This is a genomic window from Nonomuraea endophytica, from assembly GCF_014203235.1.
GTDB classification, from domain to species: domain Bacteria; phylum Actinomycetota; class Actinomycetes; order Streptosporangiales; family Streptosporangiaceae; genus Nonomuraea; species Nonomuraea endophytica.
Genome location: NZ_JACHIN010000001.1, coordinates 1,294,259 through 1,315,431 on the forward strand (window position 1 = coordinate 1,294,259; position 21,173 = coordinate 1,315,431).

At 66.7% G+C, this 21,173-nt stretch carries 23 protein-coding genes and 2 tRNA genes; 12 read left to right on the forward strand and 13 right to left on the reverse strand.

The window, feature by feature from the left end; translation table 11 throughout:
* Positions 1-518: 518 nt before the first annotated feature.
* The gene (locus HNR40_RS06180) at positions 519-890 is read left to right on the forward strand and encodes an STAS domain-containing protein (protein ID WP_184958943.1); all 372 of its coding nucleotides are present in this window, start codon (positions 519-521) and stop codon (positions 888-890) included.
* 220 nt (positions 891-1,110) lie between these two features.
* Here the strand turns inward: HNR40_RS06180 and HNR40_RS06185 are convergent, their stop codons facing one another.
* On the reverse strand, positions 1,111-1,935 hold the full coding sequence (locus HNR40_RS06185; protein ID WP_184958944.1) for an SCO6745 family protein: 825 nt from the start codon (positions 1,933-1,935) through the stop codon (positions 1,111-1,113).
* 168 nt (positions 1,936-2,103) lie between these two features.
* Positions 2,104-2,865, reverse strand: coding sequence for a MerR family transcriptional regulator (locus HNR40_RS06190; protein ID WP_184958945.1), 762 nt, complete (start codon positions 2,863-2,865; stop codon positions 2,104-2,106).
* Between the two features lie 54 nt (positions 2,866-2,919).
* On the opposite strand from HNR40_RS06190, the gene HNR40_RS06195 reads away from it, so the two are divergent.
* On the forward strand, positions 2,920-4,209 hold the full coding sequence (locus HNR40_RS06195; RefSeq protein ID WP_184958946.1) for a TIGR04013 family B12-binding domain/radical SAM domain-containing protein: 1,290 nt from the start codon (positions 2,920-2,922) through the stop codon (positions 4,207-4,209).
* A gap of 27 nt (positions 4,210-4,236) precedes the next feature.
* Here HNR40_RS06195 and HNR40_RS06200 read toward each other — a convergent pair whose 3' ends face one another.
* Positions 4,237-4,599, reverse strand: a complete 363-nt coding sequence (locus HNR40_RS06200; protein ID WP_184958947.1) for a hypothetical protein — start codon at positions 4,597-4,599, stop codon at positions 4,237-4,239.
* A 260-nt stretch (positions 4,600-4,859) separates the two neighbouring features.
* Positions 4,860-4,935 (reverse strand) — tRNA-Arg (locus HNR40_RS06205).
* 183 nt (positions 4,936-5,118) lie between these two features.
* On the opposite strand from HNR40_RS06205, the gene HNR40_RS06210 reads away from it, so the two are divergent.
* Together HNR40_RS06210 and HNR40_RS06215 are read left to right on the forward strand one after the other, a co-directional pair.
* Positions 5,119-6,207 carry a sensor histidine kinase gene (locus HNR40_RS06210; protein ID WP_184958948.1) on the forward strand — a complete coding sequence of 363 codons (1,089 nt, stop codon included), beginning with the start codon at positions 5,119-5,121 and terminating at the stop codon, positions 6,205-6,207.
* Complete coding sequence (locus HNR40_RS06215) at positions 6,204-6,836, forward strand: response regulator (protein ID WP_184958950.1); 633 nt, start codon at positions 6,204-6,206, stop codon at positions 6,834-6,836. The genes HNR40_RS06210 and HNR40_RS06215 overlap by 4 nt, the downstream gene beginning before the upstream one ends.
* A 25-nt stretch (positions 6,837-6,861) precedes the next feature.
* On the opposite strand, the gene HNR40_RS06220 is transcribed toward HNR40_RS06215, so the two are convergent.
* From HNR40_RS06220 to HNR40_RS06230, 3 genes are read right to left on the reverse strand one after another with little or no spacing between them, the layout of a single operon-like run.
* Positions 6,862-8,094 (reverse strand): hypothetical protein, encoded by a 1,233-nt coding sequence (locus tag HNR40_RS06220; RefSeq protein WP_184958951.1) that lies wholly within the window; start codon positions 8,092-8,094, stop codon positions 6,862-6,864.
* Positions 8,091-8,567 (reverse strand): SigE family RNA polymerase sigma factor, encoded by a 477-nt coding sequence (locus HNR40_RS06225; protein ID WP_184958952.1) that lies wholly within the window; start codon positions 8,565-8,567, stop codon positions 8,091-8,093. The genes HNR40_RS06220 and HNR40_RS06225 overlap by 4 nt, the downstream gene beginning before the upstream one ends.
* 39 nt (positions 8,568-8,606) lie before the next feature.
* Positions 8,607-9,062 (reverse strand): MaoC family dehydratase, encoded by a 456-nt coding sequence (locus HNR40_RS06230; protein ID WP_184958953.1) that lies wholly within the window; start codon positions 9,060-9,062, stop codon positions 8,607-8,609.
* 272 nt (positions 9,063-9,334) lie between these two features.
* On the opposite strand from HNR40_RS06230, the gene HNR40_RS06235 reads away from it, so the two are divergent.
* Positions 9,335-10,516, forward strand: coding sequence for an ATP-binding protein (locus HNR40_RS06235; RefSeq protein WP_184958954.1), 1,182 nt, complete (start codon positions 9,335-9,337; stop codon positions 10,514-10,516).
* A gap of 103 nt (positions 10,517-10,619) precedes the next feature.
* On the opposite strand, the gene HNR40_RS06240 is transcribed toward HNR40_RS06235, so the two are convergent.
* Both HNR40_RS06240 and HNR40_RS06245 read right to left on the reverse strand, forming a co-directional pair.
* A complete protein-coding gene (locus HNR40_RS06240; protein WP_184958955.1) occupies positions 10,620-11,402 on the reverse strand; it encodes a MauE/DoxX family redox-associated membrane protein in 783 nt (260 codons plus the stop codon).
* A gap of 6 nt (positions 11,403-11,408) precedes the next feature.
* Positions 11,409-12,356, reverse strand: coding sequence for a hypothetical protein (locus HNR40_RS06245; protein WP_184958956.1), 948 nt, complete (start codon positions 12,354-12,356; stop codon positions 11,409-11,411).
* Between the two features lie 200 nt (positions 12,357-12,556).
* Between HNR40_RS06245 and HNR40_RS06250 the strand changes: the two genes are divergently transcribed.
* Positions 12,557-13,066: a SigE family RNA polymerase sigma factor gene (locus HNR40_RS06250; RefSeq protein ID WP_184958957.1), complete on the forward strand. Its 510-nt coding sequence runs from the start codon at positions 12,557-12,559 to the stop codon at positions 13,064-13,066.
* On the opposite strand, the gene HNR40_RS06255 is transcribed toward HNR40_RS06250, so the two are convergent.
* On the reverse strand, positions 13,020-13,517 hold the full coding sequence (locus HNR40_RS06255) for a MarR family winged helix-turn-helix transcriptional regulator (RefSeq protein WP_184958958.1): 498 nt from the start codon (positions 13,515-13,517) through the stop codon (positions 13,020-13,022). The two genes, HNR40_RS06250 and HNR40_RS06255, sit on opposite strands and share 47 nt — an antisense overlap.
* Before the next feature lie 94 nt (positions 13,518-13,611).
* On the opposite strand from HNR40_RS06255, the gene HNR40_RS06260 reads away from it, so the two are divergent.
* Together HNR40_RS06260 and HNR40_RS06265 are read left to right on the forward strand one after the other, a co-directional pair.
* Positions 13,612-14,172: a YceI family protein gene (locus HNR40_RS06260; RefSeq protein WP_184958959.1), complete on the forward strand. Its 561-nt coding sequence runs from the start codon at positions 13,612-13,614 to the stop codon at positions 14,170-14,172.
* A gap of 132 nt (positions 14,173-14,304) precedes the next feature.
* Positions 14,305-14,394: transfer RNA gene (locus HNR40_RS06265), tRNA-Ser, on the forward strand.
* A gap of 260 nt (positions 14,395-14,654) precedes the next feature.
* Here the strand turns inward: HNR40_RS06265 and HNR40_RS06270 are convergent.
* Positions 14,655-15,464, reverse strand: coding sequence for a protein phosphatase 2C domain-containing protein (locus HNR40_RS06270; protein ID WP_184958960.1), 810 nt, complete (start codon positions 15,462-15,464; stop codon positions 14,655-14,657).
* A gap of 2,062 nt (positions 15,465-17,526) precedes the next feature.
* On the opposite strand from HNR40_RS06270, the gene HNR40_RS06275 reads away from it, so the two are divergent.
* Positions 17,527-17,724 (forward strand): hypothetical protein, encoded by a 198-nt coding sequence (locus HNR40_RS06275; protein WP_184958961.1) that lies wholly within the window; start codon positions 17,527-17,529, stop codon positions 17,722-17,724.
* Between the two features lies 1 nt (position 17,725).
* Here HNR40_RS06275 and HNR40_RS06280 read toward each other — a convergent pair whose 3' ends face one another.
* Together HNR40_RS06280 and HNR40_RS06285 are read right to left on the reverse strand one after the other, a co-directional pair.
* Positions 17,726-18,772: a trypsin-like serine peptidase gene (locus HNR40_RS06280; RefSeq protein ID WP_184958962.1), complete on the reverse strand. Its 1,047-nt coding sequence runs from the start codon at positions 18,770-18,772 to the stop codon at positions 17,726-17,728.
* A gap of 325 nt (positions 18,773-19,097) precedes the next feature.
* On the reverse strand, positions 19,098-19,541 hold the full coding sequence (locus HNR40_RS06285; RefSeq protein WP_184958963.1) for a hypothetical protein: 444 nt from the start codon (positions 19,539-19,541) through the stop codon (positions 19,098-19,100).
* Positions 19,542-19,856: 315 nt separating this feature from the next.
* Here HNR40_RS06285 and HNR40_RS06290 point away from each other — a divergent pair, with 315 nt between their 5' ends.
* From HNR40_RS06290 to HNR40_RS06300, 3 genes are all read left to right on the forward strand, one after another.
* Positions 19,857-20,252 carry a hypothetical protein gene (locus HNR40_RS06290; protein ID WP_184958965.1) on the forward strand — a complete coding sequence of 132 codons (396 nt, stop codon included), beginning with the start codon at positions 19,857-19,859 and terminating at the stop codon, positions 20,250-20,252.
* Positions 20,253-20,316: 64 nt separating this feature from the next.
* Positions 20,317-20,739, forward strand: a complete 423-nt coding sequence (locus HNR40_RS06295; RefSeq protein ID WP_184958966.1) for a hypothetical protein — start codon at positions 20,317-20,319, stop codon at positions 20,737-20,739.
* A gap of 8 nt (positions 20,740-20,747) precedes the next feature.
* Positions 20,748-21,146: an SsgA family sporulation/cell division regulator gene (locus HNR40_RS06300; RefSeq protein ID WP_184958967.1), complete on the forward strand. Its 399-nt coding sequence runs from the start codon at positions 20,748-20,750 to the stop codon at positions 21,144-21,146.
* Positions 21,147-21,173: the final 27 nt, after the last annotated feature.

Consider the following 21,173-nt stretch of genomic DNA (forward strand, 5'->3'; position numbering starts at 1 on the left):
CAGGCCCGACCGCACGTGCGACGTTCTTTCTGCTGAGCCCAAGCAGGATGCGCGCTTCCGGAGCCATGCCCTCGTGGCATCGTCACCGCGGGCTCGCACCAGCCGCCGTTCAGGGTTGAGCTGCGTGTTCAGTCTGTACGGCGGCGCGAGGTGCCCGGTGACCTTGGCGATGGTCTCTGGCCCGAGCTGACGTAGCACATAGCGGTGCGGGGGTCTCGTTCTTGCTGCCCTGGGTTGACGACGTCATCGAGTGACCCCTGGCCGAGCCGACCTTTCACCGGATACCGCAGATTCCGGCAGGTCAGGGCTCGCACCCTCCCCACTGCCCGTCGTGACGGACAGTACCGGTTGGGTGACGTCCCCCTCGTTTAAGGAAGTGTCTTTCCTGTAATGCACTTCTGGCGTAGTGTCGGTCGTAGCGGGAGCTCCCGCCGCCTGCGAACACCTCGGCGGCAGGAGGCACGGCCGAGATTCTGTCGCCCGCGGCCGCCGGGGTTCCGGCTGGAGACGAGGGCGTCATGCCCACCCTTCTATTGACCTGCCGCCCCTTCGACGGGCTCACGCTGGTTGGCGTGGCCGGGGAACTCGACGCCACCAACGCCGCCGACCTCGGCACCTATATCGAAGGACAGCACCCGGAGTGGGCGCTGCCGCTGGTGCTGGACCTGGCCGCGCTGACCTTCATGGACAGCACCGGCCTGCACCTGCTCATCGGCCTGCACCACCGCGAGCACGAACACGGCGGCCGCCTGCACCTGGCCGCCCCGCACGCCCGCGTCAGCCGCCTCCTGCAGATCACCGGCACCGACCGGCTGTTCCACACCCACCCCTCGCTGCAGCGGGCCCTGACCGCCGCCCGCCTCACCCTCTCATCGGCCCGCGGCGCCTGAGCACCAGATACCAGCCGTTCAGCGCAGGACCCCCCCGGTCCAGGGCACCGACGGCCCGTGACCGGTTCGCCGAGCTGCTGGGGGTGCCCGGGGCCGATGCGGTTCCCTCGCCTGCCGCCAATTCCGGTCTCGGTTACGGTTCGGGGATCATCACGTTGTCCGGCACGGGAACAGCGGCAGGAAGGAGTCGGCATCTGAGTTCAACCCCGTGACGGGCCGTTCAGTCGCCGGCGGCCCGTACCGCGGCGGCGATCGGGTCGAGCCCCGCGATCAGCTCGTCGAGTTCGTCCGCGCTGAGCACGTCGTACGCCGGGATTGCCAGCTCATCGGTGAGGGACTCGATCCGCTGCCTGGTCTCCCGGCCGGCGTGGGTGAGCCCGCCGGCGGCGTTCACGAGGCCGCGGCCGCGCAGCCCGTCGACGACGGCGGCCAGGCGCGTCTTGGGCAGGTGGTGGATCCGGCCGAACTCCTCCGCCCTCATCCCCATGGACAGGGCCAAGAGGACGTGGGACTCGGTGCCGCCGATGCCGTGGGCGAGGAGGGCGGCGTTGTGGCCGTCACCGCGGTGCTCGCGCAGCAGCGTCGCCGCGTGCCAGAGCCTGGCGACCGGCTCCTCGGGCACGTCGAGCGCGCGCAGCCCGGCGTACAGCACTCGGCCCTCGCTCGGCGCGCTGACCGCCGCGCGGGTGGCGAGGTCGGCGGCCCGCACCAGAGTGGGGGAGGCGGCGAGCTCCCCGAGCATCTGCCGCAGGGCGGTGGCGCTGCCCCGCTCGCGTACGGCGATCGCCTCCCGCGGGGTGATCTTCCCCCACACCCAGGGGATGTGGCGCGCCACCTCACCGTCGGCGAAGTTGTAGAAGACCGCGTGCACCACCTCGGCCGGTGCCGTCCCCAGCGGCGCGGCCCGGCCCGCGAAATACCCGTCCCAGTAGTTGCGCATGCCGACGGCCAGGAACGCCTCGTTGGGCGCCTCGGAGAAGGTGACGGTGGCGATCGGCTCGACGAGCTCGAACATGCGGTGGATCTTGACCTGTGGGTGCGGCATGGTCGGATCTCCTCCGGTCGTGGCAGCGGCCTCTCATCCTGGCTACGAACAATGTCGCCTGGATACGACAAAACTCCGCCGCCGCGACAAGGTAGTCAGCGGCCCAGGTCCCCCGCCGCCTTGAGAGAGCAGCCGTTGTCACAGGTCAGGCAAGAGTTCCGGCCGCTCCTAGGAGTCGTGCCGCGCCGCGTTCGCGTGGATGGCGTCCCTGACGTACTCGGTCAGACCCTCGGCCAGCGGCTCGTAGTTGGCCGCGAACCGGGGGTCGGCCACGTACATGTCGCCGAGCCCGCGGTGGATCTCGAAGGTGCAGTCGTAGCACCAGCGGCTGATGTGCTGCCGGTGCTCCTCGGCCAGGTCCATGGCGCGAGGCCCGTCGGCGGGCGCGCCCGACGTGTACGCCTCGGCCAGCGCCCGAGCCACGGCCCCGCCCTCCTCGGTGAACCTCACCCAGTCGGCCTTCGTCATGTTCGCCATGCGCTCGCGGGACTGCTCGAAGGCGGCGCCGCCGCCCCAGCGCTGCTCCGCCTCCTCGGCGTGGTCCTCGGGGCGAAAGTCCCCGAACACCTCGAAACGCTCCTCGGGCGTCAGGTTGATGCCCATCGTCCGTGCCTCCATCTCCTTCTCGATGGCCGCGGTCAGGTTCGTGAGCCGGTCGATGCGGCGCACGAGCAGTTCGTGCTGGCGCCGCAGGTGCGTCATCGCGCTCGCGTCCGGCCGGTCGAGGATGACCGCGATCTCTTCCAGGGGGAACCCGAGCTCGCGGTAGAACAGCACCCGCTGCAGGCGGTCCAGGTCGGACTCCGTGTACCTGCGGTACCCCGCCGCCGTCCGCTCACCCGGGCTGAGCAGCCCGATCTCGTCGTAGTGGTGGAGGGCGCGCACGGTGACACCGGCGAGCCTCGCGACCTGGCCGACGGAGTAGCTCATGGCAGAAGTCTGCGGCCTCACGCTACGTGAGGGTCAAACGACTAGCCTGGCCGCATGCCGTACCGAGTGAGCGTGGTTGTGCGTTACCGCAAAGCGGTGACCTACGGCGTGCACGCGCTGCTGGCCGCGCTGGAGCGCGCGGGCGCGGAGTGCGAGATCCACTTCGGCGCGACCGCGGCGGAGACGGCGGCGCTGATCGCCGCGAGCGGCGGCGAGCGGGTGCTGGTGCTGTGGTCGTTCTACTCCCCCGACGCCGAGGCGATGGCCGCCGAGCTCGCGGTCGTGCGCGAGCTGGCCGACGACCCGCGCGCCCTTCACATCGCCGGAGGCGTCCACGCCACCGCCGAACCCCAGCAGGTCATCGACGCCGGCTGGGACCTGGCCGCGATCGGCGAGGGCGAGTCCACGATCGTGGCGATGGTGGCGGCGCTGCGCGCGGACACGCCGCTGCGCGAGGTACCCGGCCTGGCCCTGCGCGACCACGACGGCGTGGCCCTGCGCACCCGCCCGGCCCCGCAACTCCCCCTGGACGCCTACCCGTCCTTCCCCGACCGGCGCCGCAACTTCGGCCCCATCGAGATCACCCGCGGCTGCCGCTACACCTGCCGGTTCTGCCAGACGCCGTTCATGTTCGGCGCGCAGTTCCGCCACCGTTCCGTAGAGTCGGTGCGCGAGCACGTCCGGCTGATGACCGCGCACGGCCTGAAGGACGTGCGCTTTATCACCCCCACCTCTCTCTCGTACGGCACGCAAGGCCCGAACCCCGACCTTGACCGGATCGAAGAGCTCCTAGACGGCGTCCACTCCGAACTGCCCGCCCAAGGCCGCGTCTTCTTCGGCAGCTTCCCCTCCGAGATCCGCCCCGAGCACGTGACGCCGGAGTCGATGCGCCTGCTGAAGCGGTACGTGGCCAACGACAACATCATCATCGGCGCCCAGTCGGGCTCCGACCGCGTCCTCGACGCCTCCGGCCGCGGCCACGGCGTGGAGCCCGTGCGCGCCGCGGTGCGCATCGCCATGGAGTACGGCTTCCGCCCCAACGTCGACTTCATCTTCGGCATGCCCGGCGAGTCGGCGGCCGACCAGTCCGACTCCCTGAAGCTGGCCACCGACCTGGCCGGAATGGGCGCCCGCATCCACACCCACACCTTCATGCCCCTGCCCGGCACCCCATGGCGCGACGCCGAGCCCGCCTTCATCCCCATCTCGACCATGACCGAACTCGACCGCCTGGCCCAGCGCGGCGACGCCTACGGCCACTGGCGCAAACAGGCCGAACACGCCACCCGCCTGGCCGAGACCGCCAAGTCATACCCCCGAAGAACCCCCCGCCGCCGCACCTGACCGCCGGCGCGGCCGGCGCAGGCCGAGTCAGTTGAGCAGGTCCTTCGACGCCACCGTCTCATCTGCGGGTGGTGGTTGGATGTTCACCTTCATCCCCCAGCGTGACAGCTGGAGGTCCTTAGTGAAGGTGAAGTACGGCTCGTCGTTGGCGGTCCTGCCGGGGCTGTCGTTCGGCTCGCGCCAGGAGCTCGACGCCCTGCGGACGAGTTGGTCACGGCCGATCCACAACCGCCAGGACACCTTCCAGGAGGCGTATTTGCCGGTGGGCGGGACGTTGCGGTAGCCGATGCGCATGCCCGGGTTCACTTTGTGAAGCTGGGCGAAGGTGATGCTCCCCTCGTGGAGGGTTGTGGGCACGCCGTCATAGACCCCGGCGGGCCGCTTACGCACGGTGGTGGCTAGTACCGCTCGCAGCGTTGCCGGATCGCTGAGGCTGAGATGTTCACCGGACAGACGTCCCGCGCATCCACGTCCACGACACCCGCGCGTCACTCCTGGCCGCCCTCGGGTGCACCCTCGCGTGGCGATGCAGATCTTCCGCCACAGCCAGATCTCCATGCCCATGGACATCAACGACAGCCTGCGGACCCCAGTAGCTGTACAAGATGGAAAAAGGCCCTCTGGGATGATCCCGGAGGGCCTTTGAGCTGTGGTGCGGCCGGAGGTACTCGAAACCCCAACCTTCTGATCCGTAGTCAGATGCTCTATCCATTGAGCTACGGCCGCTCGCTTCGTAAGAAAGCATAGCGGACCCCGTGGGGTGCCCAGAACCGGATGGTCGATTCGGCCCTGTGGATACATCGAAGTGTGTATCCACAGGTTGGCCGGGCGAAGGAGGGAAGGGGCGACGGAGAGTGATGAGATAGGGCAATGAAGCGTGCGGCACTTGGGGCGGTCCTGGCGTTCGCCATGGGCGCGGCGCTGATCGCGGGTGGTGCGCACGTCCAGCGGGGTCCCACGTGGCTGCTGTTCATTCCGTTGGCGTTCGTGTGTGCCGGGGTGGTGGTGCGGACGCACGCGCCGATCTGGTCGCTGGTGCTCGGGCTGGTGGGGGTGGGGATCGACATCGCGGTCGGGCCTTCGCTGGGGACCGTGCTGGTGTTCACCGACAATCTGTATTCGGCGGCGCTTTATGGGCCGGCGCGGCTGGCGCGCTGGCTGCTGGGGATCACGGCGAGCATCGCCATCACCGCCGGGCTGGGGGCGGGGTTCTTCGTCGACAACCTCTGGCAGCTGGTGGTGATCTCCATCCAGCTTGGGCTGCTGCTGGTCATCCCGGTGACGACGGCCATGGTGCTGCGGCAGCAGCGGGATCTGGCCGCCGCCGAGCGGGCCAGGGCCGAAGAGGTGGCGCGGCTGGTCGAGCTGGATCGGCAGGCGGCGATCTCGGCCGAGCGCAACCGGATGGCGCGCGAGCTGCACGACATGATCGCCAACCACTTCAGCGCCATCGCGATCCAGTCCACGGCGGCGTTGTCGCGGCGCGATCTCGACGCGGAGACGATCCGCACGATCATGGAGTCGATCCGGGAAAACAGCGTGAAGGGGCTGGACGAGATGCGCACCATGATCGGCCTCCTCCGGCAGGAAGGGGAGGAGACCGAGGCGATGCGGTTGCGGCTGGCCGACGCGGAGAGCCTGGTCGAGCGGTCGCGGCAGGCGGGCATGCCGGCCGAGCTGGAGGTCGTCGGGGAGCCTCGGGAGTTGCCTGCTTCGGTGGATCTGGCGGGCTATCGGATTCTTCAGGAAGCTTTGACGAACGCGCTCAAGCATGGCGATCCGCCGGCTTCCGTGCGCGTTGTCTATGAAGTGAAGCACGTGGTGCTGACCGTGGACAATCCGGTCAACGGGCGGAAGGCGCGGCTGCCCGGTGCCGGGGCGGGGGTGGTGGGGATGTCCGAGCGTGCCGCGCTGGTGGGCGGGGAGATCGAGGCGGGTCCGCGTGCCGACGGATGGCGCGTACAGGTCAGACTGCCCACGATTGAGGAGAGTGGATGAGCAGCGGCATCAGGGTGCTGGTGGCCGACGATCACGCGGCGGTCCGGGCGGGGATCGTGCTGATACTCGGCGGCACCGACGACATCGAGGTGGTCGGTCAGGCGGCCGACGGCGTCGAGGCCGTGGCGATGGCGCGGGAGTTGCGGCCGGACGTGGTGCTGATGGACGTGCGCATGCCGCGGATGGACGGGATCTCGGCGGCCCGCGAGCTGGCCGGGGTCAGTGACGTGCTGATCCTGACCACGTTCGATCTCGACGAGTATGTCTTCGGGGCGTTGCGGGCGGGCGCGGTGGGGTTCCTGCTGAAGAACACCGACGCCGACGCGCTGGTGGCCGCGGTGCGGCTGGTCGCGAAGGGTGACGGGCTGATCTCGCCGTCGGTGACGCGCAGGTTGATCTCGGCGTTCGCCCAGCAGCCGGAACGGCGGGAGCCCCAGGAACTGGAGACCCTGACGCCACGCGAGCGGGAGGTGCTGGCCTGCGTGGCGCGCGGTCTGTCCAACGCCGAGATCGCCAAGGAGCTCGACATGGCAGAGGCGACCACGAAGACCCATGTCAGCCGGGTGCTCAACAAGCTGGGGCTGCGCAGCCGCGTACAGGCGGCGATCTACTACTCGGAGGGTGGCTGAGGCGCGTCAGGGACGCGCCTCAGCGTCACCTGCGGATGGCCTTCAGGTTGACGACGGTCAACTCCTTGCCGCCGCCCTTCTCCTCGGTCGTGCACGAGTCGTTCTCGCACTTCTGGACGCCCTCGGCGTCGTCGTCCCAGGCGAGGAGGCCGGGCAGGGTCCAGTAGCCGAGCCCTTCCTTGCCGAAGGAGACCAGCCGGTCGCTCCTGAGGTCGTAGGCCTGCTGCCCATTCGAGCCGCCGCCCACGACGCTGAGAACGTCGTCCTGTAGCCGCTCCTCGGGCGTGTGCATGGCCATCCCCTTGGGGAGAAGCTTCCGCGAGTCGCCTTGGGGCCCCTGCGAGAACATGCGGTCGTCCCGGGTGCCGATGCACTTGTGCTCGTTGCAGAGGACGCCTTCGTCACCCTTGTCCACGGAGATGTCGATGGAGTTGCCGGTCTCCAGGTTGACCAGCCGGGTCTGGTTGCGTTTGCCCTGCGGGCCGGGGCCGAAGGCGTACGCCCATGGCCAGGCGTTCAGGTGGAGGTCGTCGGTGCCCTGGATCTTCTCCGGTTCGCCTCCGGTCAGCGGGATGCGGTAGACGCCGCCGGCGCGTACCGACCAGACGACGTGGTCAGCGGTGACGCTCAGGACTTCGATCCGCGCCTGGTCGCCGGTCAGTTCCGTGAGCCGGCGGGGCTCGCCGCCGGCCCGCGGCATGACCCAGATGTCGGCCCAGACGTCCTTGTTGTTGGGCGTTTCGCCGTACCAGACGATCTGCTGGTCGTTGGACCCCCATTCCTGGACGAAGTATCCGCGCCTGGGTTCGGGTACCTCGCCCAGTTCGCGTGTGGTCTTGGTCGTCATGTCGTAGACGACCACGCGGCCGGCCTTTTCGAATGACTTGTCCGCGGCCAGCAGGATCTCCGTCGGGCTGATCGTGGCGACCGGGCGGTATTTCCACCCGTTGGACGCTACGCGCGGGACCTTGGCGATCGCCTCCGGCCAGACGACGGTGACGTGTTCGATCGGGCTCGTTGTGCTGGTCGTGGTGATCTGGGTCGCCGGTCCGGCCTGTCCGCCCCCGCTGGACAGGGCGAAAGCCGTACCCCCGACGAGGACGACGACCGCCGCGGCGGCCAGCGCCATCCGCGCCCATTGCCCCTTCTTGTGCCCTCGGCGGCGGGCGGCCACCGCTTCCGTCAGTCCGCCCGGTAGGGGTTTGGCCTGGTCGGCGGCCGCTCGGAGCGTCCGCACCAGGTCTTCTTCGCTTCTCATCGCGCCTCCTGAAGCACTCGCTTGATGCGGAGCTTGTCCAGGGCGCGGGCCGCCTGGCTGCGTACGGTCCCCCGCGAGACGCCCATGATCTCGGCGATCTCGGCGTCGGCGAGGTCCTCGTAGTAGCGCAACACGAGCACGGCTCGTTGTTTGCGCGGCAGCTCCTGGAGCTCGGCCCACAGGTCGGCGTCGCCGTACCTGTCGGACCTGCCCTCTTCCGGTACGTCGGCGACAAGGTCCTCCCGGTGCCGCCGACGCCAGGCGCTGATGTGCAGCCTGGTCATCGTCGTGCGAACGTACCCCTCGGGGTTCTGTTTGTTCTGCACGCGATGCCAGGCGTCACCCAGGCGCGCCAGTGCCTCCTGGACAAGATCCGCCGCGTCCTCCGAGTTTCCGGACAGCACATAGCCGTACCGGAGGAGGGCGTCCCCCCTCGCTCGGACGAACTCGTCGAAATCAGCTGTGTGGTCCACGTATCCAAGGAGCGGCGGACGCGCGCTTCTGTTGCACGGCTATTCGGGGACGTACAGGAAGAGCACTTCCGCGGTGCAGGCCGGGCGGCGCTCGCCCTCGACCTCGATCGTGACGTTCAGCGTGGTGAGCTGGCCGGCGGGGCTGCCCTTGACCGCGGCCAGCTCGGCCGTGGCGCGCACGCGCGAGCCGACCGGGATGGGCTTGGGGAAGCGGACCTTGTTCAGGCCGAAGTTGACCGCCATCGCGATGCTCTGGACCTCGACCAGCTCCTCCAGGAACGACGGCAGCAGCGACAGGCTGAGGTAGCCGTGGGCGATCGTGCCGCCGAACGGGCTCTGCTCGGCCCGCTCGACGTCGACGTGGATCCACTGGTGGTCGTCGGTGGCGTCGGCGAAGAGGTTGACCTGCTCCTGGGTGACGGTGCGCCACTCGGTCGGGCCGAAGGTCTCGCCGGCGCTCGCCTTGAGCTCCTGAAGGTTCGCGAAGGTCCGCATGGGTCGGAACGCTATTGGGCGGTCGGCGTGGCTGCCAAGTTCAACCACTTGCTAGCTCGCGGGTGAGTACTTCCTTGCGTCGGGGGTGGTGTTGCGAAGATCTTTACTCGAAAGCATCGCGCAGGTGTTCGAGTGCGCGCTACAGTTCTGGGTATCGAATCGAACACGGGTTCGGCCAGGTGAGAGGGGGTGCCATGCTCGTCCAGACACGCCGTAGCTGTTTCTTCCCAAATCTACGACGACCGCTATACCCGGCAATAAAGTCCGAGAGCGTGGACCCCGTGCGCAATCCCTACGCCCCCGGTGCCGGACAGCGTCCCCCAGAGCTGGCCGGCCGTGATCGAGAGCTGCAGCAGTTCGAGGTGGTGCTGGAGCGAGTGGCCCGCGGCCGCCCCGAGCGCAGCATGGTCGTCACCGGCCTGCGCGGCGTGGGCAAGACCGTCCTGCTCAACACCTTCAAGTCCATGGCGATGCAGCGGCTGTGGGGCACCGGCAAGATCGAGGCCAGGCCCGACCAGTCGATCCGCCGCCCCGTCTCCGCCGCCCTGCACATGGCGATCCGCGAGCTGGCCCCGCGCCACCGCGCGCCCGAGCGCATCGAGGAGTTCCTCGGCGTGCTCAAGGCGTTCGCGATGCGCGACCCGGCCGCCGCCAAGGGCACCTCCCACTGGTCGCCCGGCATCGAGGTGCCGGCCAGCCGCGGCCGGGCCGACTCCGGTGACCTGGAGATCGACCTCACCGAGCTGTTCGTCGACGCGGCCAGCGTCGCCACCGACCTCGGCGTCGGCGTCGCGCTGTTCATCGACGAGATGCAGGACGTGCAGGCCGCCGACATCTCCGCCCTGTGCGCCGCCTGTCACGAGCTGTCGCAGACCGGCGGGCCGCTGATCGTGGTCGGCGCCGGGCTGCCGCACCTGCCGAGCGTCCTGTCGGCCAGCAAGAGCTACTCCGAGCGGCTTTTCCGTTATGCCCGCATCGACAAGCTCGACCGTGACGCCGCCGATCTGGCGCTGATCCTCCCGGCCCGGGAGGAAGAGGTGGAGTTCACCCAGGACGCGCTCGACGCGCTCTACGAGGCGGCCGACGGCTACCCGTACTTCGTGCAGGCCTACGGCAAGGTGGCGTGGGACCTCGCGCCGCGCAGCCCGATCACCGCCGACGACGTCAAGGTCGCGGCGCCGGAGGCCGAGGAGGAACTCGCGGTGGGCTTCTTCGGCAGCCGCTACGAGCGGGCGACGCCGGCCGAGCGCGACTACATGCATGCGATGGCCCAGATCGGCGACGAGCCGGTGGCCACCTCCGACGTGGCCGACGCCCTGGGCCGCAAGCCGTCCAGCCTCTCACCGGCCCGCGACAGTTTGATCAAGAAGGGTCTCATCTACAGCGCCGAACGCGGTCAGATCGCGTTCACAGTGCCGCATTTCGGGAGGTTCCTACGTGCACAACCGATCTAACCGGCACTCCTAGTCCTCTATTGGGTTGTCTAGTGGGGAAGCTAGACAACCCAATAGAGCCAAATCGTCATGCCGTCCTACCGCTTTATAGGGCGGTCTAGCGTCAGGCCGAGACTGGCGTATATTCCGGCATGGAGTCCGTGCTGACCACTGCCATGCGCACGGCCGGTCGGCGTCCGCTGAGGTAGACGGCGAAGACCACGTCGTCACCCGCCTGGTTCTGGAAGGCGAAGAAGCGCCAGCAAAGCTCACGCCAGCTGTCGTACGGCTCCGCCACCACGAGCCCGTCTCGGTGGGCACGCCAGGCACCGGAGGCGCGCAGCCGCGCGAGCGTGTGGCCCTCAGGTGGCGCCGGACGCTGCTCGCACGGCGCCCGATACCGGATCCGGTCGACCGCCTCCTCGATCTCGGGCGAGAGCACGGCCAGCACCGCCACGCCGGCGAGGATGAACCACGAAGGGTTCACGAAGGCCATCCAGCCCGGCACCGGCGCCCATACCGACATCAACGCCATCCCGGTCAGCACGAGCGTGCGCCCGATCGACCGGAGGCCCACCGGCGCCGAACTGACCTCGCCGAAGCAGCCGCAGCCCGCGTCGGGGCGGCGCCGGCGCAGCTCCATGAGCACATAGGTGGACAGCGCGAAGAAGAGCACCGTTCCCCAGCGGAACAGCGGGTGCGTGGTCAGCAGCAGGCCGGCCACCAGCACCAGCTCACCGACCGCGCAGCACACCAGCGCGGAAGACTGCAGCCTCTCGGGGACCAGCACGGCGGGGCCGAGGCGGCTGAGGGCGCCAGGTTCGCCGCCGGTGTACACCGTGGCGAGTTTGGCGACCGTACCCATGACGAGGAGGACGATCAGCACCGGCAGCTGTGATTCGAGCATGTGCGGTCACCCCAATCCGATCTGGGCATTGAAGCAGCCCTTGGTCAGTTCGCCCCCCAGTTCCACGAAGGACGAGGGCGACAGCTCGGTGATCCGCCCCCGCGGGGAGGTGCCGCACTCCACGCACCGGTCGCAGAAGCGGCCGGCCAGGCAGCCGCACGCCACGATCGGCACGTTCGCGCTACGCGTCGTGCACAGGTTCTTGACCTGCAACAACGATCCGATCGCCAGGTACGGCAGGCCGACGCAGGACACCGCCGCGTCCGGGCATCCGGCGTCGGAACGCTCCAGCATGGGATAGGCCGCGCCCCGCTCGTCCTCGTCGAAGGCGTCGGCCCAGGTCGCGGTGCCCGAGATGCGCGGTTGCTGCCCGGCGTAGGCCGGCGGCGGCGACGGCACGGACCTGGCCGGGTAGGCGGGCTGCGAGGTGGCGGGCAGCAGGGCGCGGGTCTCGCCCTCGTCCCTGATGCCGATGGCGTCGAAGAGGTAGCCGGGCTCGAACTGCGGATGCCGTACCCGCAACCGCCCGGTGGTGCGATACGGGATGACGATGGTGCGACGGCCGCGGTGGGCGCCGCAGTCGAGCTCGACGGACAGGTCCCTACGACCGTCGATGGAGACGATGGTGCCGGTCATCCGGGTCACATCACCCCAGATCCGCTCGACGACCCGGCCGTCGCGCAGCGCGCGCAGGATGACCCGGCCGCCCACGGGCAGATCGGCCGGCGCCACGTCGCCGCCCCGCCACGCCGTCGCCCACGGCGCGATGACCAGCCGCTCTTCCTCGCCGTCCACGGTCTCGATGATGATCAGATGCGGGCTCACGTCGAGGATCTCGCCGGCCACGGCGGTTAACGGCGCGCCGTCTCCGGGATCCGGGCCCGGCACGCCCGCCTCCCGGCCCAACGCGGCCGCGGCGAGCGCTCTGCGCCGCTCAGCACTCGGAAACCCCACGCGCATAGCCTCACACGAGATCCGGTACGGCAGGCACCGGACACCCCAGATGAGAGCAAAATACGCAACCCCGGGGGAAGGTGTAGACACCCGGTGACGAACAAACTGCCACCGGCATGTCCCGACCTTTATGTTTGGTAGACCGAATCCTGAATTCCGGTTCAGCCCGAACAGGCCCGCACCCTGCGATTCTGGCCACGATGCAGACTGCCAGCCGGGAAGAGGAGTTCCGCGAGTACGTGACGTCTCGCGGTCCCGCCCTCCTGCGCACCGCCCACCAGCTCACCGGGCACGCCTGTGACGCCGAGGATCTGCTGCAGAGCGCGCTGGCCAAGACGTACCTGGCGTGGGACCGGATCCAGGACCGTGCTTCCCTCGACGGTTACGTACGGCGGGCCATGGTCAACATCAACATCTCCCAGTGGCGGCGGCGGAAGCTCGAGGAGTACCCCTCCGACGAACTGCCGGAGACCTTCTCCGAGGCCGAGTCCTGCGGCGAGGTCCACGTGCGGCTCGAACAGGCGCTTGACCAGTTGCCCGCGCGGATGCGGGAGGCGATCGTGCTGCGGTACTACGAGGACATGAGCGAGCCCGACATCGCCAGGGCGCTCGGGATCAGCGTGGGGACGGTCAAGAGCACCGTCTCCCGGGCGATGGCCAAGCTCAGGCTGGAGTTGTGCATTCCCGCTCAGCCGCCGCCCCAGCCGTAGCGCCGGGCCGTACGACATCGCGCATTTTGCGCAGGGCGGACAGGAAGGTCGCGCGCTCGTCGTCGTCGAGAAGGGTGGTGTAGCAGTCGTCGATGTCGGCCAGGTGCCGCGGCAGCACGTCGCTCAGCCGCTCACGGCCCGCGTCGGTCAGCACCGCGTAGGAGGCGCGGCGGTCGGTCGGGCAGGCCATCCGCGCGACCAGGCTCTCACGCTCCAGCCGGTCGACCACGCGGGTGACCCCACTCGTGGACAGACCGGTCTGTGTCGCCAGATCGGTCATACGCAGGCGCTGCTCGGGCGATCGCGACAGCCTTATCAGCGTCTCGAAGTCGATCCAGGACAGCCCGGCCGCCTGGAAGACCGGGTTCATCCGTGCGGACAGGCCGGCATGGACCTCGGCGATCAGGCCCATGGCGGTAAGGCGGGGGTCATCAAAGGGGCTCACGCTCATACTGTATCTGACGATAGTTGACGCGAGGAATATTCCTCGTGTAGACATTTGTTGGCGCAAGCATCCGCACTGACTTGATCTCAAGGAGACCCCAATGAGCACTCGTACCTGGGACGGCCTCGACATCCCCGCCGCCGGCACCTACAAGCTCGACGTCGCCCACACCAACGTCGGCTTCACGGCCAAGCACATGATGGTCAGCAAGGTACGCGGCCAGTTCACCGACTTCGACGGCTCGGTCACGATCGCGGAGAACCCGCTCGAATCCTCGGCCGAGATCACCATCAAGGCCGCCAGCATCAGCACCGGCCAGCCCGACCGCGACGGCCACCTGCGCAGCGAGGACTTCCTCGCGGCCGAGAAGTTCCCCGAGCTCACCTTCCGGACCACGCGCGTGACCGGGCACTCCGGCGAGGAGTTCACCGTCGTCGGCGACCTGAAGATCCGCGACGTGACCAAGGAGATCGAGCTCAAGGTCGAGTACAACGGCGCCGGCACCAACCCGTGGGGCCAGCAGGTGTGGGCCTTCAGCATCAGCGCCGAGTTCGACCGCGAGACCTTCGGCCTGACCTGGAACCAGGCCCTGGAGACCGGCGGCGTACTGGTGGGCAAGAAGGTCAAGATCGAGATCGAGGGCGAGGCCAATCCTGCCTGAGCCGACGCCCCTCGCGACCCTGTCCACAGGTGTGGACAGGGTTATCCACAGGCGGTGGACAACATGCGTCGCGTAACCGCTTTGCTGCCTCGGCAGAAGGCCGGTACGCTGTCGGAAGCCACGTGGCTACCGGGAGGCTTCGCCTAGTCAGGTCTATGGCGCCGCACTGCTAATGCGGTTTGGGTTTACCGCCCATCCGGGGTTCAAATCCCCGAGCCTCCGCACGGCATGGTCTTGCCCCTCATGCGCGCTTCGCGCGTGGGGGGCATGGCTGTCTCTCCAGTCGAAAGGGCCTCCTTTCGGTCGGACGCCCTTTTTCTGGACCGCCCGTTGCCCGGCCAAGTGGTTGGGCAGTTGGATCCCGCCCTGGTCAAAGGTGCTCCGCGCGTTTTCATTGTGTCGCTTGCGCCCACCGCTCCTACGCGGGGGGCACACCGACAAGGTCGGCCGGCTCTCCGGGTGACGAATCTTGGACCCATTTCCTATATGAGGCAGTACGCCGCCGTGGCGTCGTCGTATGCCTTGCCTCGCGGCCAGCGTTTGCCTTCGGGGTCGGAGTGTTCGGCGTCTCGGACCTGCCTGAGCAGGGCTTGGGGACCTTGGTCGGCGAGGAGGTCGAGGGTGTGGGGCCAGGTGGTGATGGCGAAGCGGTCGACCGGCCGGGATGCGCCGTCGCTGAGGAGCGCCGCCGCGTGGACCTTGTCTAGTGGCATGCTGCCGGTGAGGGCTTGGTCGGCCGCGTGCGGGTCGGTGGCCGCCACCCAGAAGCCTCCGTCGCGGTTGCGGTAGGAGCGCAGGGTCTCGACGTAGTGGCGGTGGGCTTGGGTGTGCTCCGGGGTGCCAGATGGTAGAGCGTCCATCTCTGCCCGATGGGAGGCACCGATCTGGGCTTCGCGGTCGTCGCAGATGACCATGGGCTCCCCCGCGTCCAGGACGAGCACGGAGTCGGCCAGGACCAGCCATTGCACGGCGTCAGCCGTACGCCGGAGCATGACCACGGTCGCGGACGGTGAGCCGGGATGGGACAGGTCGCAGGTGCCGTCGTGCAGTGAGGCGACCGACTTGATCCCTTCGGCCAGCAGGCTTGCCAGGGCATCCTTGCATTGGGTCATCGAGGCGAGCACTGCGGAGCCGAGTGTCCGGGAGAACCAGGCCGCTCCATGCGAACAGCCTGAGTCAGAGCCCGCTGGTGTGCCGGCGCCGTCGAGCAGCACGACAGCTTCGGGCGTCGCAGCGACGAAGTCCTCGTTCGAACGACCGGGAGCGGCTTCGGTGGCGAAGGTGACCCGCACCAGCTATGCCTCCTCATGTAGGTAGAGCGGACTTTGGCCAGCTCTGCCTTCACGGGTTCTCGTTGAACAGCTCTGTGAAACTTACGGTGCAAAGTGGCCGGAGAAACACTTTCAAACCTTCAAGGCTACCGACTTCGAATACTACTTTCCGGCCAGATTTACCGATGAGACCACTGCCGCGCTCTCAATGTCTCACGATGCGAAGCGGAAGGCAAAGAGGACTCTCGTAAACAAGGTGAAGAAATGGCGCGATAGGAACGAAGTTGAGGCAAGAGAAGCCTTTTCGAGGTCGGCCGTCGAGGTAATTACTCTCCTGCAAAGCATTGAAGAGCATCTATTTAGCGAGGCTCTCCGCAGTTAATGTAGAGCGACATCCACACCAGGATCTACTAATCACGCTCCCGCTTCACATTGGTGACTCCTATTTGGCCAATAGTCCCGTAACGTCGACCGTGGCAGACACAAAGCCAGACACGGTGGCGCAAGTCGCGAACCAGAACAGCACCGTATCTTTGCGACCATTCTCCACTTGTACTCGGATAGGCGGCGCCGATTCATCGAACACACCCGCAGGGCTAGCAGTAGCAGTTGAGCGTGGTTCGCTATCCTCAGCATGCATAACTGTCGGCCTCCGATCTAACCCGAAACGGGCGAGAAGCTTGGCCCACGTATGGTTGGCCTGACTGCAACCGAACACAACTCCCGTTGTGGGATTCGGGCAACGACGCCCTTTGGCGGTGATAACTCTGCAGCGTGTGCGGACCTTGAATCCAGCGATCCAGAGTGGAATTGCTACTGCAGTAGATAAGGACCAGATAGCGCTCGTCCAATCACGCCGACCAACAAAATATACACCAAGGGCGATGGCGAGAGCTTCGACTATTAGGACGAAGAAGGCTGAATTCCTTTTAGTGTTCTTCTTTATGCACTCAATTGCAGTGCACTCCCTGTTCGCGATCAGCCGATTAGTGATCCACTCTTCCTTATATCTCAGCAAACCGGGTCCTCCTAGACCGAGCCATGAATGACAGAGATGTAATTTCATTACCGACCACCCAATGGATCAAGCGCTCGTTTCGACCACAAGATCTTGGTTCGAATTGGATCTCTATCTGCAGGCTGCGCGCCGAATCTAGGTTCGGAATATTGCTGGACAGCGCAGACAGAGACCGTCCACCGTGAGTTCAGCCGAGCGACGAGTGCGCAGAGTCCTGGCAAGCCATGTCCTGGAGAGTCCATGCAGGTCAGTGGAATGGGTACCGGTACCCGTCTCCACGGACACCAACCATGCCTCCGGCGGGAGGCGTTCCGGCTCCAGGACGATCGCCGCACAGACCTCGGGCTCGTAAGTGGCTGGAGTAAGAAGTCTGATCATCCCGTCGGCCGTCGACCTGGGACAAGCCGAGCAGACCGGGACTCGTCTGGGCGGGTCGACGGCAGACGGGATGATCAGGCGGGGGAGGAGCGTGTGTGTCCGCGCTGGAGTTCAAAGGCCGACGACGCTGGCGGCCTGGGGAACAAGGTGTTTCAGTTGCAGCGCTAGTTGCAATCCGGGTCGGTTCATAGGCGTCCTATGTGGTGCGGATTCAGCATTTGCCGAGCTGACGCAGGTCCCGCGAGGCAGGCCCCGAGCTGCTAATGCGGGTTGGGTTTACCGCCCATCCAGGGTTTCAAATCCCCGAGCCTCCGCAGTACAGAGGCCCTTCTCCGATCATCGAGGGAGGGCCTTTTTGATCTTCCTGGATGTCGTGGTTGCAGACCTCGTTGCAACTGTCGCCTCACAGGGCTGGCGCGGGTCGTTCGCCGGTGTCGCGCATCAGGGGCTCGCCACGCGGATACAGCGCTCGATGGTCGTTGCGCGGACGTGCCTAGAGCGCTGGTTCGCGTGGGTGATCGGCGCGTTTCGCCTCGGGCTTGGTGAGCTCAGCCAGGCCCACATGTGGCTGGCTGAGCTCGTTTGGGGCGGTGGTTGGTTGGGGTCTTGTTAGACCGGTTCGGCAGGGGCGGTTGCCATTGGTCACTCAGCGTCGGAGGATTGAGGCGGGGAGTGACGCTTATGTCGATGAAGGTGTCCGTCAGGGCTGTTGCGGTGTTCGTGGTGGCCGTCGCGGTCGGGTTCGGGGTGCATCGGGTGGTGTTGGCCGCTCAGGCCGACTCCAGGTCTCCTGTCTTGCCGGCCGTACTGGAGAACGACGGGGATCCCGGACAGGTGCTGGACTACTGGACGGAAGAGCGGCAGCGCGACGCCACCGGAGGGTGAGCTAGCGGTCCTTGACGGTGTTGTAGACGTTGACGGCGGCGTCGCCCAGATACGGGTCTCGCCATTCGTCGTTGGCGAAGAAGTGCCAGCTGTTGGCGCTGATGATGTAGCCCCAGCCGCGCGGGAACTGGAGATCGTAGAGTACGGGTCCGCCGCTGGCCCCGTGGAACATGTCGCAGTGGAAGCCCATGCGGCTGTCTCCTGCGGGCTTCCAGGTGGCTCCGGTGCAGTACCAGAGGCGCTGGCCGTCCATTTCCGGGCGGTCCTCCGGTGCGGCGTCCTCGGGGTAGCCGAAGGCGTGCACCTGGTAGTCGTGCCGACCGCTGTTGAAGTGGTATCCCTGGGATCCGGTGATGTCCTGGACGTTGCCCTGGGAGTTCGGGGCCAGGGCTATGGCGCCGATGTCGTAGGCCCAGTCGCCGTTCTCGGTCCAGCCTCGGGGTGAGGACGCGGTGCGCCAGCCCCAGGCGCCCAGGGAGCTGCCGGCGTCGAAGTCGGGGCGGAACAGGAAGTTCGTGAACCAGCCCTGGGCGCCGCCGCCGCCTTCGCGGTGGACGCAGTGGCCGGCGGTCCAGATGGTGTTGCGGTTGTTGGCGTTGATCACGGAGGCGGAGCAGTAGCGGTCCGCGCCCTGGTCGTTGGTGTAGAAGAGTTTGCCGATCGTGGTGGCCGGCATCACGCCGTGGCTGTTCCAGCGCTGCGCCTTGACGATGGCGGCGCGGACGTCGCGGGGGCCCGGCCTGGAGGCTCTGGCGGGTCGCGTGCCGGCGGAGGAGAGGGACGGGAGGCTGGTTTTCGGTGCTGAGGTGCTTCTGTTGCCGGCGCCTCGGGTCGTGGGCTTGGTCTCTTTCGCGCCTCTGATGCGGGCCGGGGTCCAGTACGCGGTGAGCTGTGCCGCGGTCTGGCCGGCCTGTTTGACGGCTGCCTGGTCCGGGTCGGCCCTGCTCGCGGTCGCGGCGGTGGCGTTCACTGTGCTTATGGCGAGGCTCAGCACGCCGAGGATGACGAAGAAGCGCTTTCTTGCTGTCCCGAAATTATCGTGAGCCATCCGTGATGTCCTTCTTGTCCGAGTTTCTTGGCTAAATTTCTCAGTCACTCCCACTTCGAGCGTGGCCCGAGTTTGCGCATCCCACCCAAAGGTCCGCCTTGACCTCCCTGTATGCGCCTACTCATTTCCGAGATGCGCACATCAACAATCATTTGTTGCGGTGAGGAGGTCAAGGCTGTCAAAGGTGAAATCTTGGAGAGTGGAAATTGCGCCGAATGTCCGGGCAACGGTGCTATTTATCCTTTTGTGGTGGGTCACGGTGAGACCGTGGCTGCCGCTACCGAGAAGACGTCACGGATGGCCGAATGCGCCTACAGTTGCGAATTCAACTCTCCTCGACCTCGATGACCTCGGCCTTGAGCTTCGAGGATGAGCTGGAGGTCCCGACAAACTCCTCTTCCTCGTACGAGACCTCCGTGCCCTGGATCGTGAAGGTGTTGATCACCGGATCCTCGCCGCCGGTCACCTTGTAGGTCACCTCGTACTCGGTGTCCTCGGATTCGATCTCGTTGAGGAGCGTCACTCTGATCGAGTACGTGACGTTGCAACCGGCGGAGCCGAAGCACTCCTTCTTGAGCGTCTTCACACGAAGGCTGAAGTCCTCGGGCTTGGGCGGAATCGAGTCAGGCGTCGGCGTGGGAGCGAGGGGCGTGAAGCTGTCTGACGTGGTGGGGTCGGCCCGGACCGCAGTTGTTGTGTCGATCTGACCGCAGCCGGAGACCAGCGCGGCGGCGAGGGCGAGGCCACAAAGGGGGGCGAGGCACCGCATGATCACTCCTTGGATTGTTCCAGGGACGGAGTGTGGGCGTGGACGCCTGCAGGTAGGTTGACGTGGGCTTTCTGGAAGAACAAAGGGCGCATACTGGCCGCCACTGACGCCCAGATCACATGCGAGTGCTCTTCGCTCGCCACCGGCACCTGCACCAGTGCATCCAACCGCATCACGCCATGGGCACGCCGACCGAGGTGGAAGCGCGCAACCTCGCCCGCAGAAGGTCCTCCGCCTGGATGCTTGGTTTTGCTGTGAATGCTGTGTACAGCACTCACTTTCCTCTGTATGCTCTACTTGGAAAGGGGATCACTGATGGCCTTCATCGACGTATCGCAGGAAACCAAGGAAATGGTGGCGTTCGCCGCGCGCATGGCAGGCATCTCCGAAGGGGAGATCGTGCGGCGCCTGATCACCGACTTTTCGGAGGGCGAGGATGCCGCATCCCCCCGGGTAGAGGGAGAGGGCATCCGCATCTATGCCGACTACGCAGGGCATCGAACTCGTGCACGGTTCATTGCCCCTGCCCGTGTCGAGATCGTCGACGGTCCCCTCGAAGGGAAGTCCTACAAGTCCCCCACCGGGGCGGCCCGGGCCGTCGTCAGGCACTACCAGCCGGAGGTGAACGACAGCCGCAACGGCTGGATGTTCTGGGCGATCGACAACGGAGGCGGCCCTCGCGTCTGGCTCCAGACGGTCCGCCCGGAGTGAGCAGGCGATTGGTCGAAGTATCCGCGGCCCGGACATGCGCACCTCGCTCTACATCCCGGATGCCATGGCTGAGCAGATCAAGGCGTACGGGATCTCAATCTCAGAAGGAGCTCAGGCAGCATTCCAAGTCGCCATAGAGCGAGCGCAGCTCCGGGAGAAGGTCATGGGGACATCAGCGCGGTCGCCGAGATCATGCAATCCCGGTTCGAGGCCAGGCATCAAGTGGGCCAGAAAGACCGCGTCCATTGAGGATCTGCGGACAATCTCCGGCGAGACCAAGGAGCCCGTCTCGCGCAGCGAGCTTGTCGACGACATCTCTATCCCCTTCTTCGACAACCTCACGACGATGTACGGCACTACCGCAGATGCCGAAGAGCCTGACGCCCTGCGGGACGCGTACGAGCAGGGCTTCGAAAAGGGCACCAGAGCAGTGAAACCGCTGGACGTTCTAGTCATTAGCGCCCCGGTAGCAATCACCGATCCTTAGGAGTTGACATGTCCCCCAGCATCGTCCACTACGCCAAGCTGTACGGCGGAGCGAATCACCAAGACGTCCTCACCGTATTTCTGCAGTATCACTCACGGGATCCACACTTCATCCGTATCGAGATTCCCGGCGTCCCAGGGCACCTTGATATCGCCAGATCCGTATTGTCGGAAGGGCTCAATCGGTCGGTTGAATCCAAGGATGTCCGGGTTGCCCCGTCCGACGACCCTGATTTGTTGTTCATCGAGATGCCCGCGGACTCAGCTCTGACGTTCCTGATTCTCCGCGAGTCGCTCGGCGTGTTCCTCGCGGAGACATATGCGGTGGTTCCGGCAGGTCAAGAGGACGAGCAGATCAAGTGGGATCAGGAGTACGACCTTTTGATAGAGCGAACCGAGTCGCCCTGAGGGCCGCGCAGGTCTACCGCTCCGAGG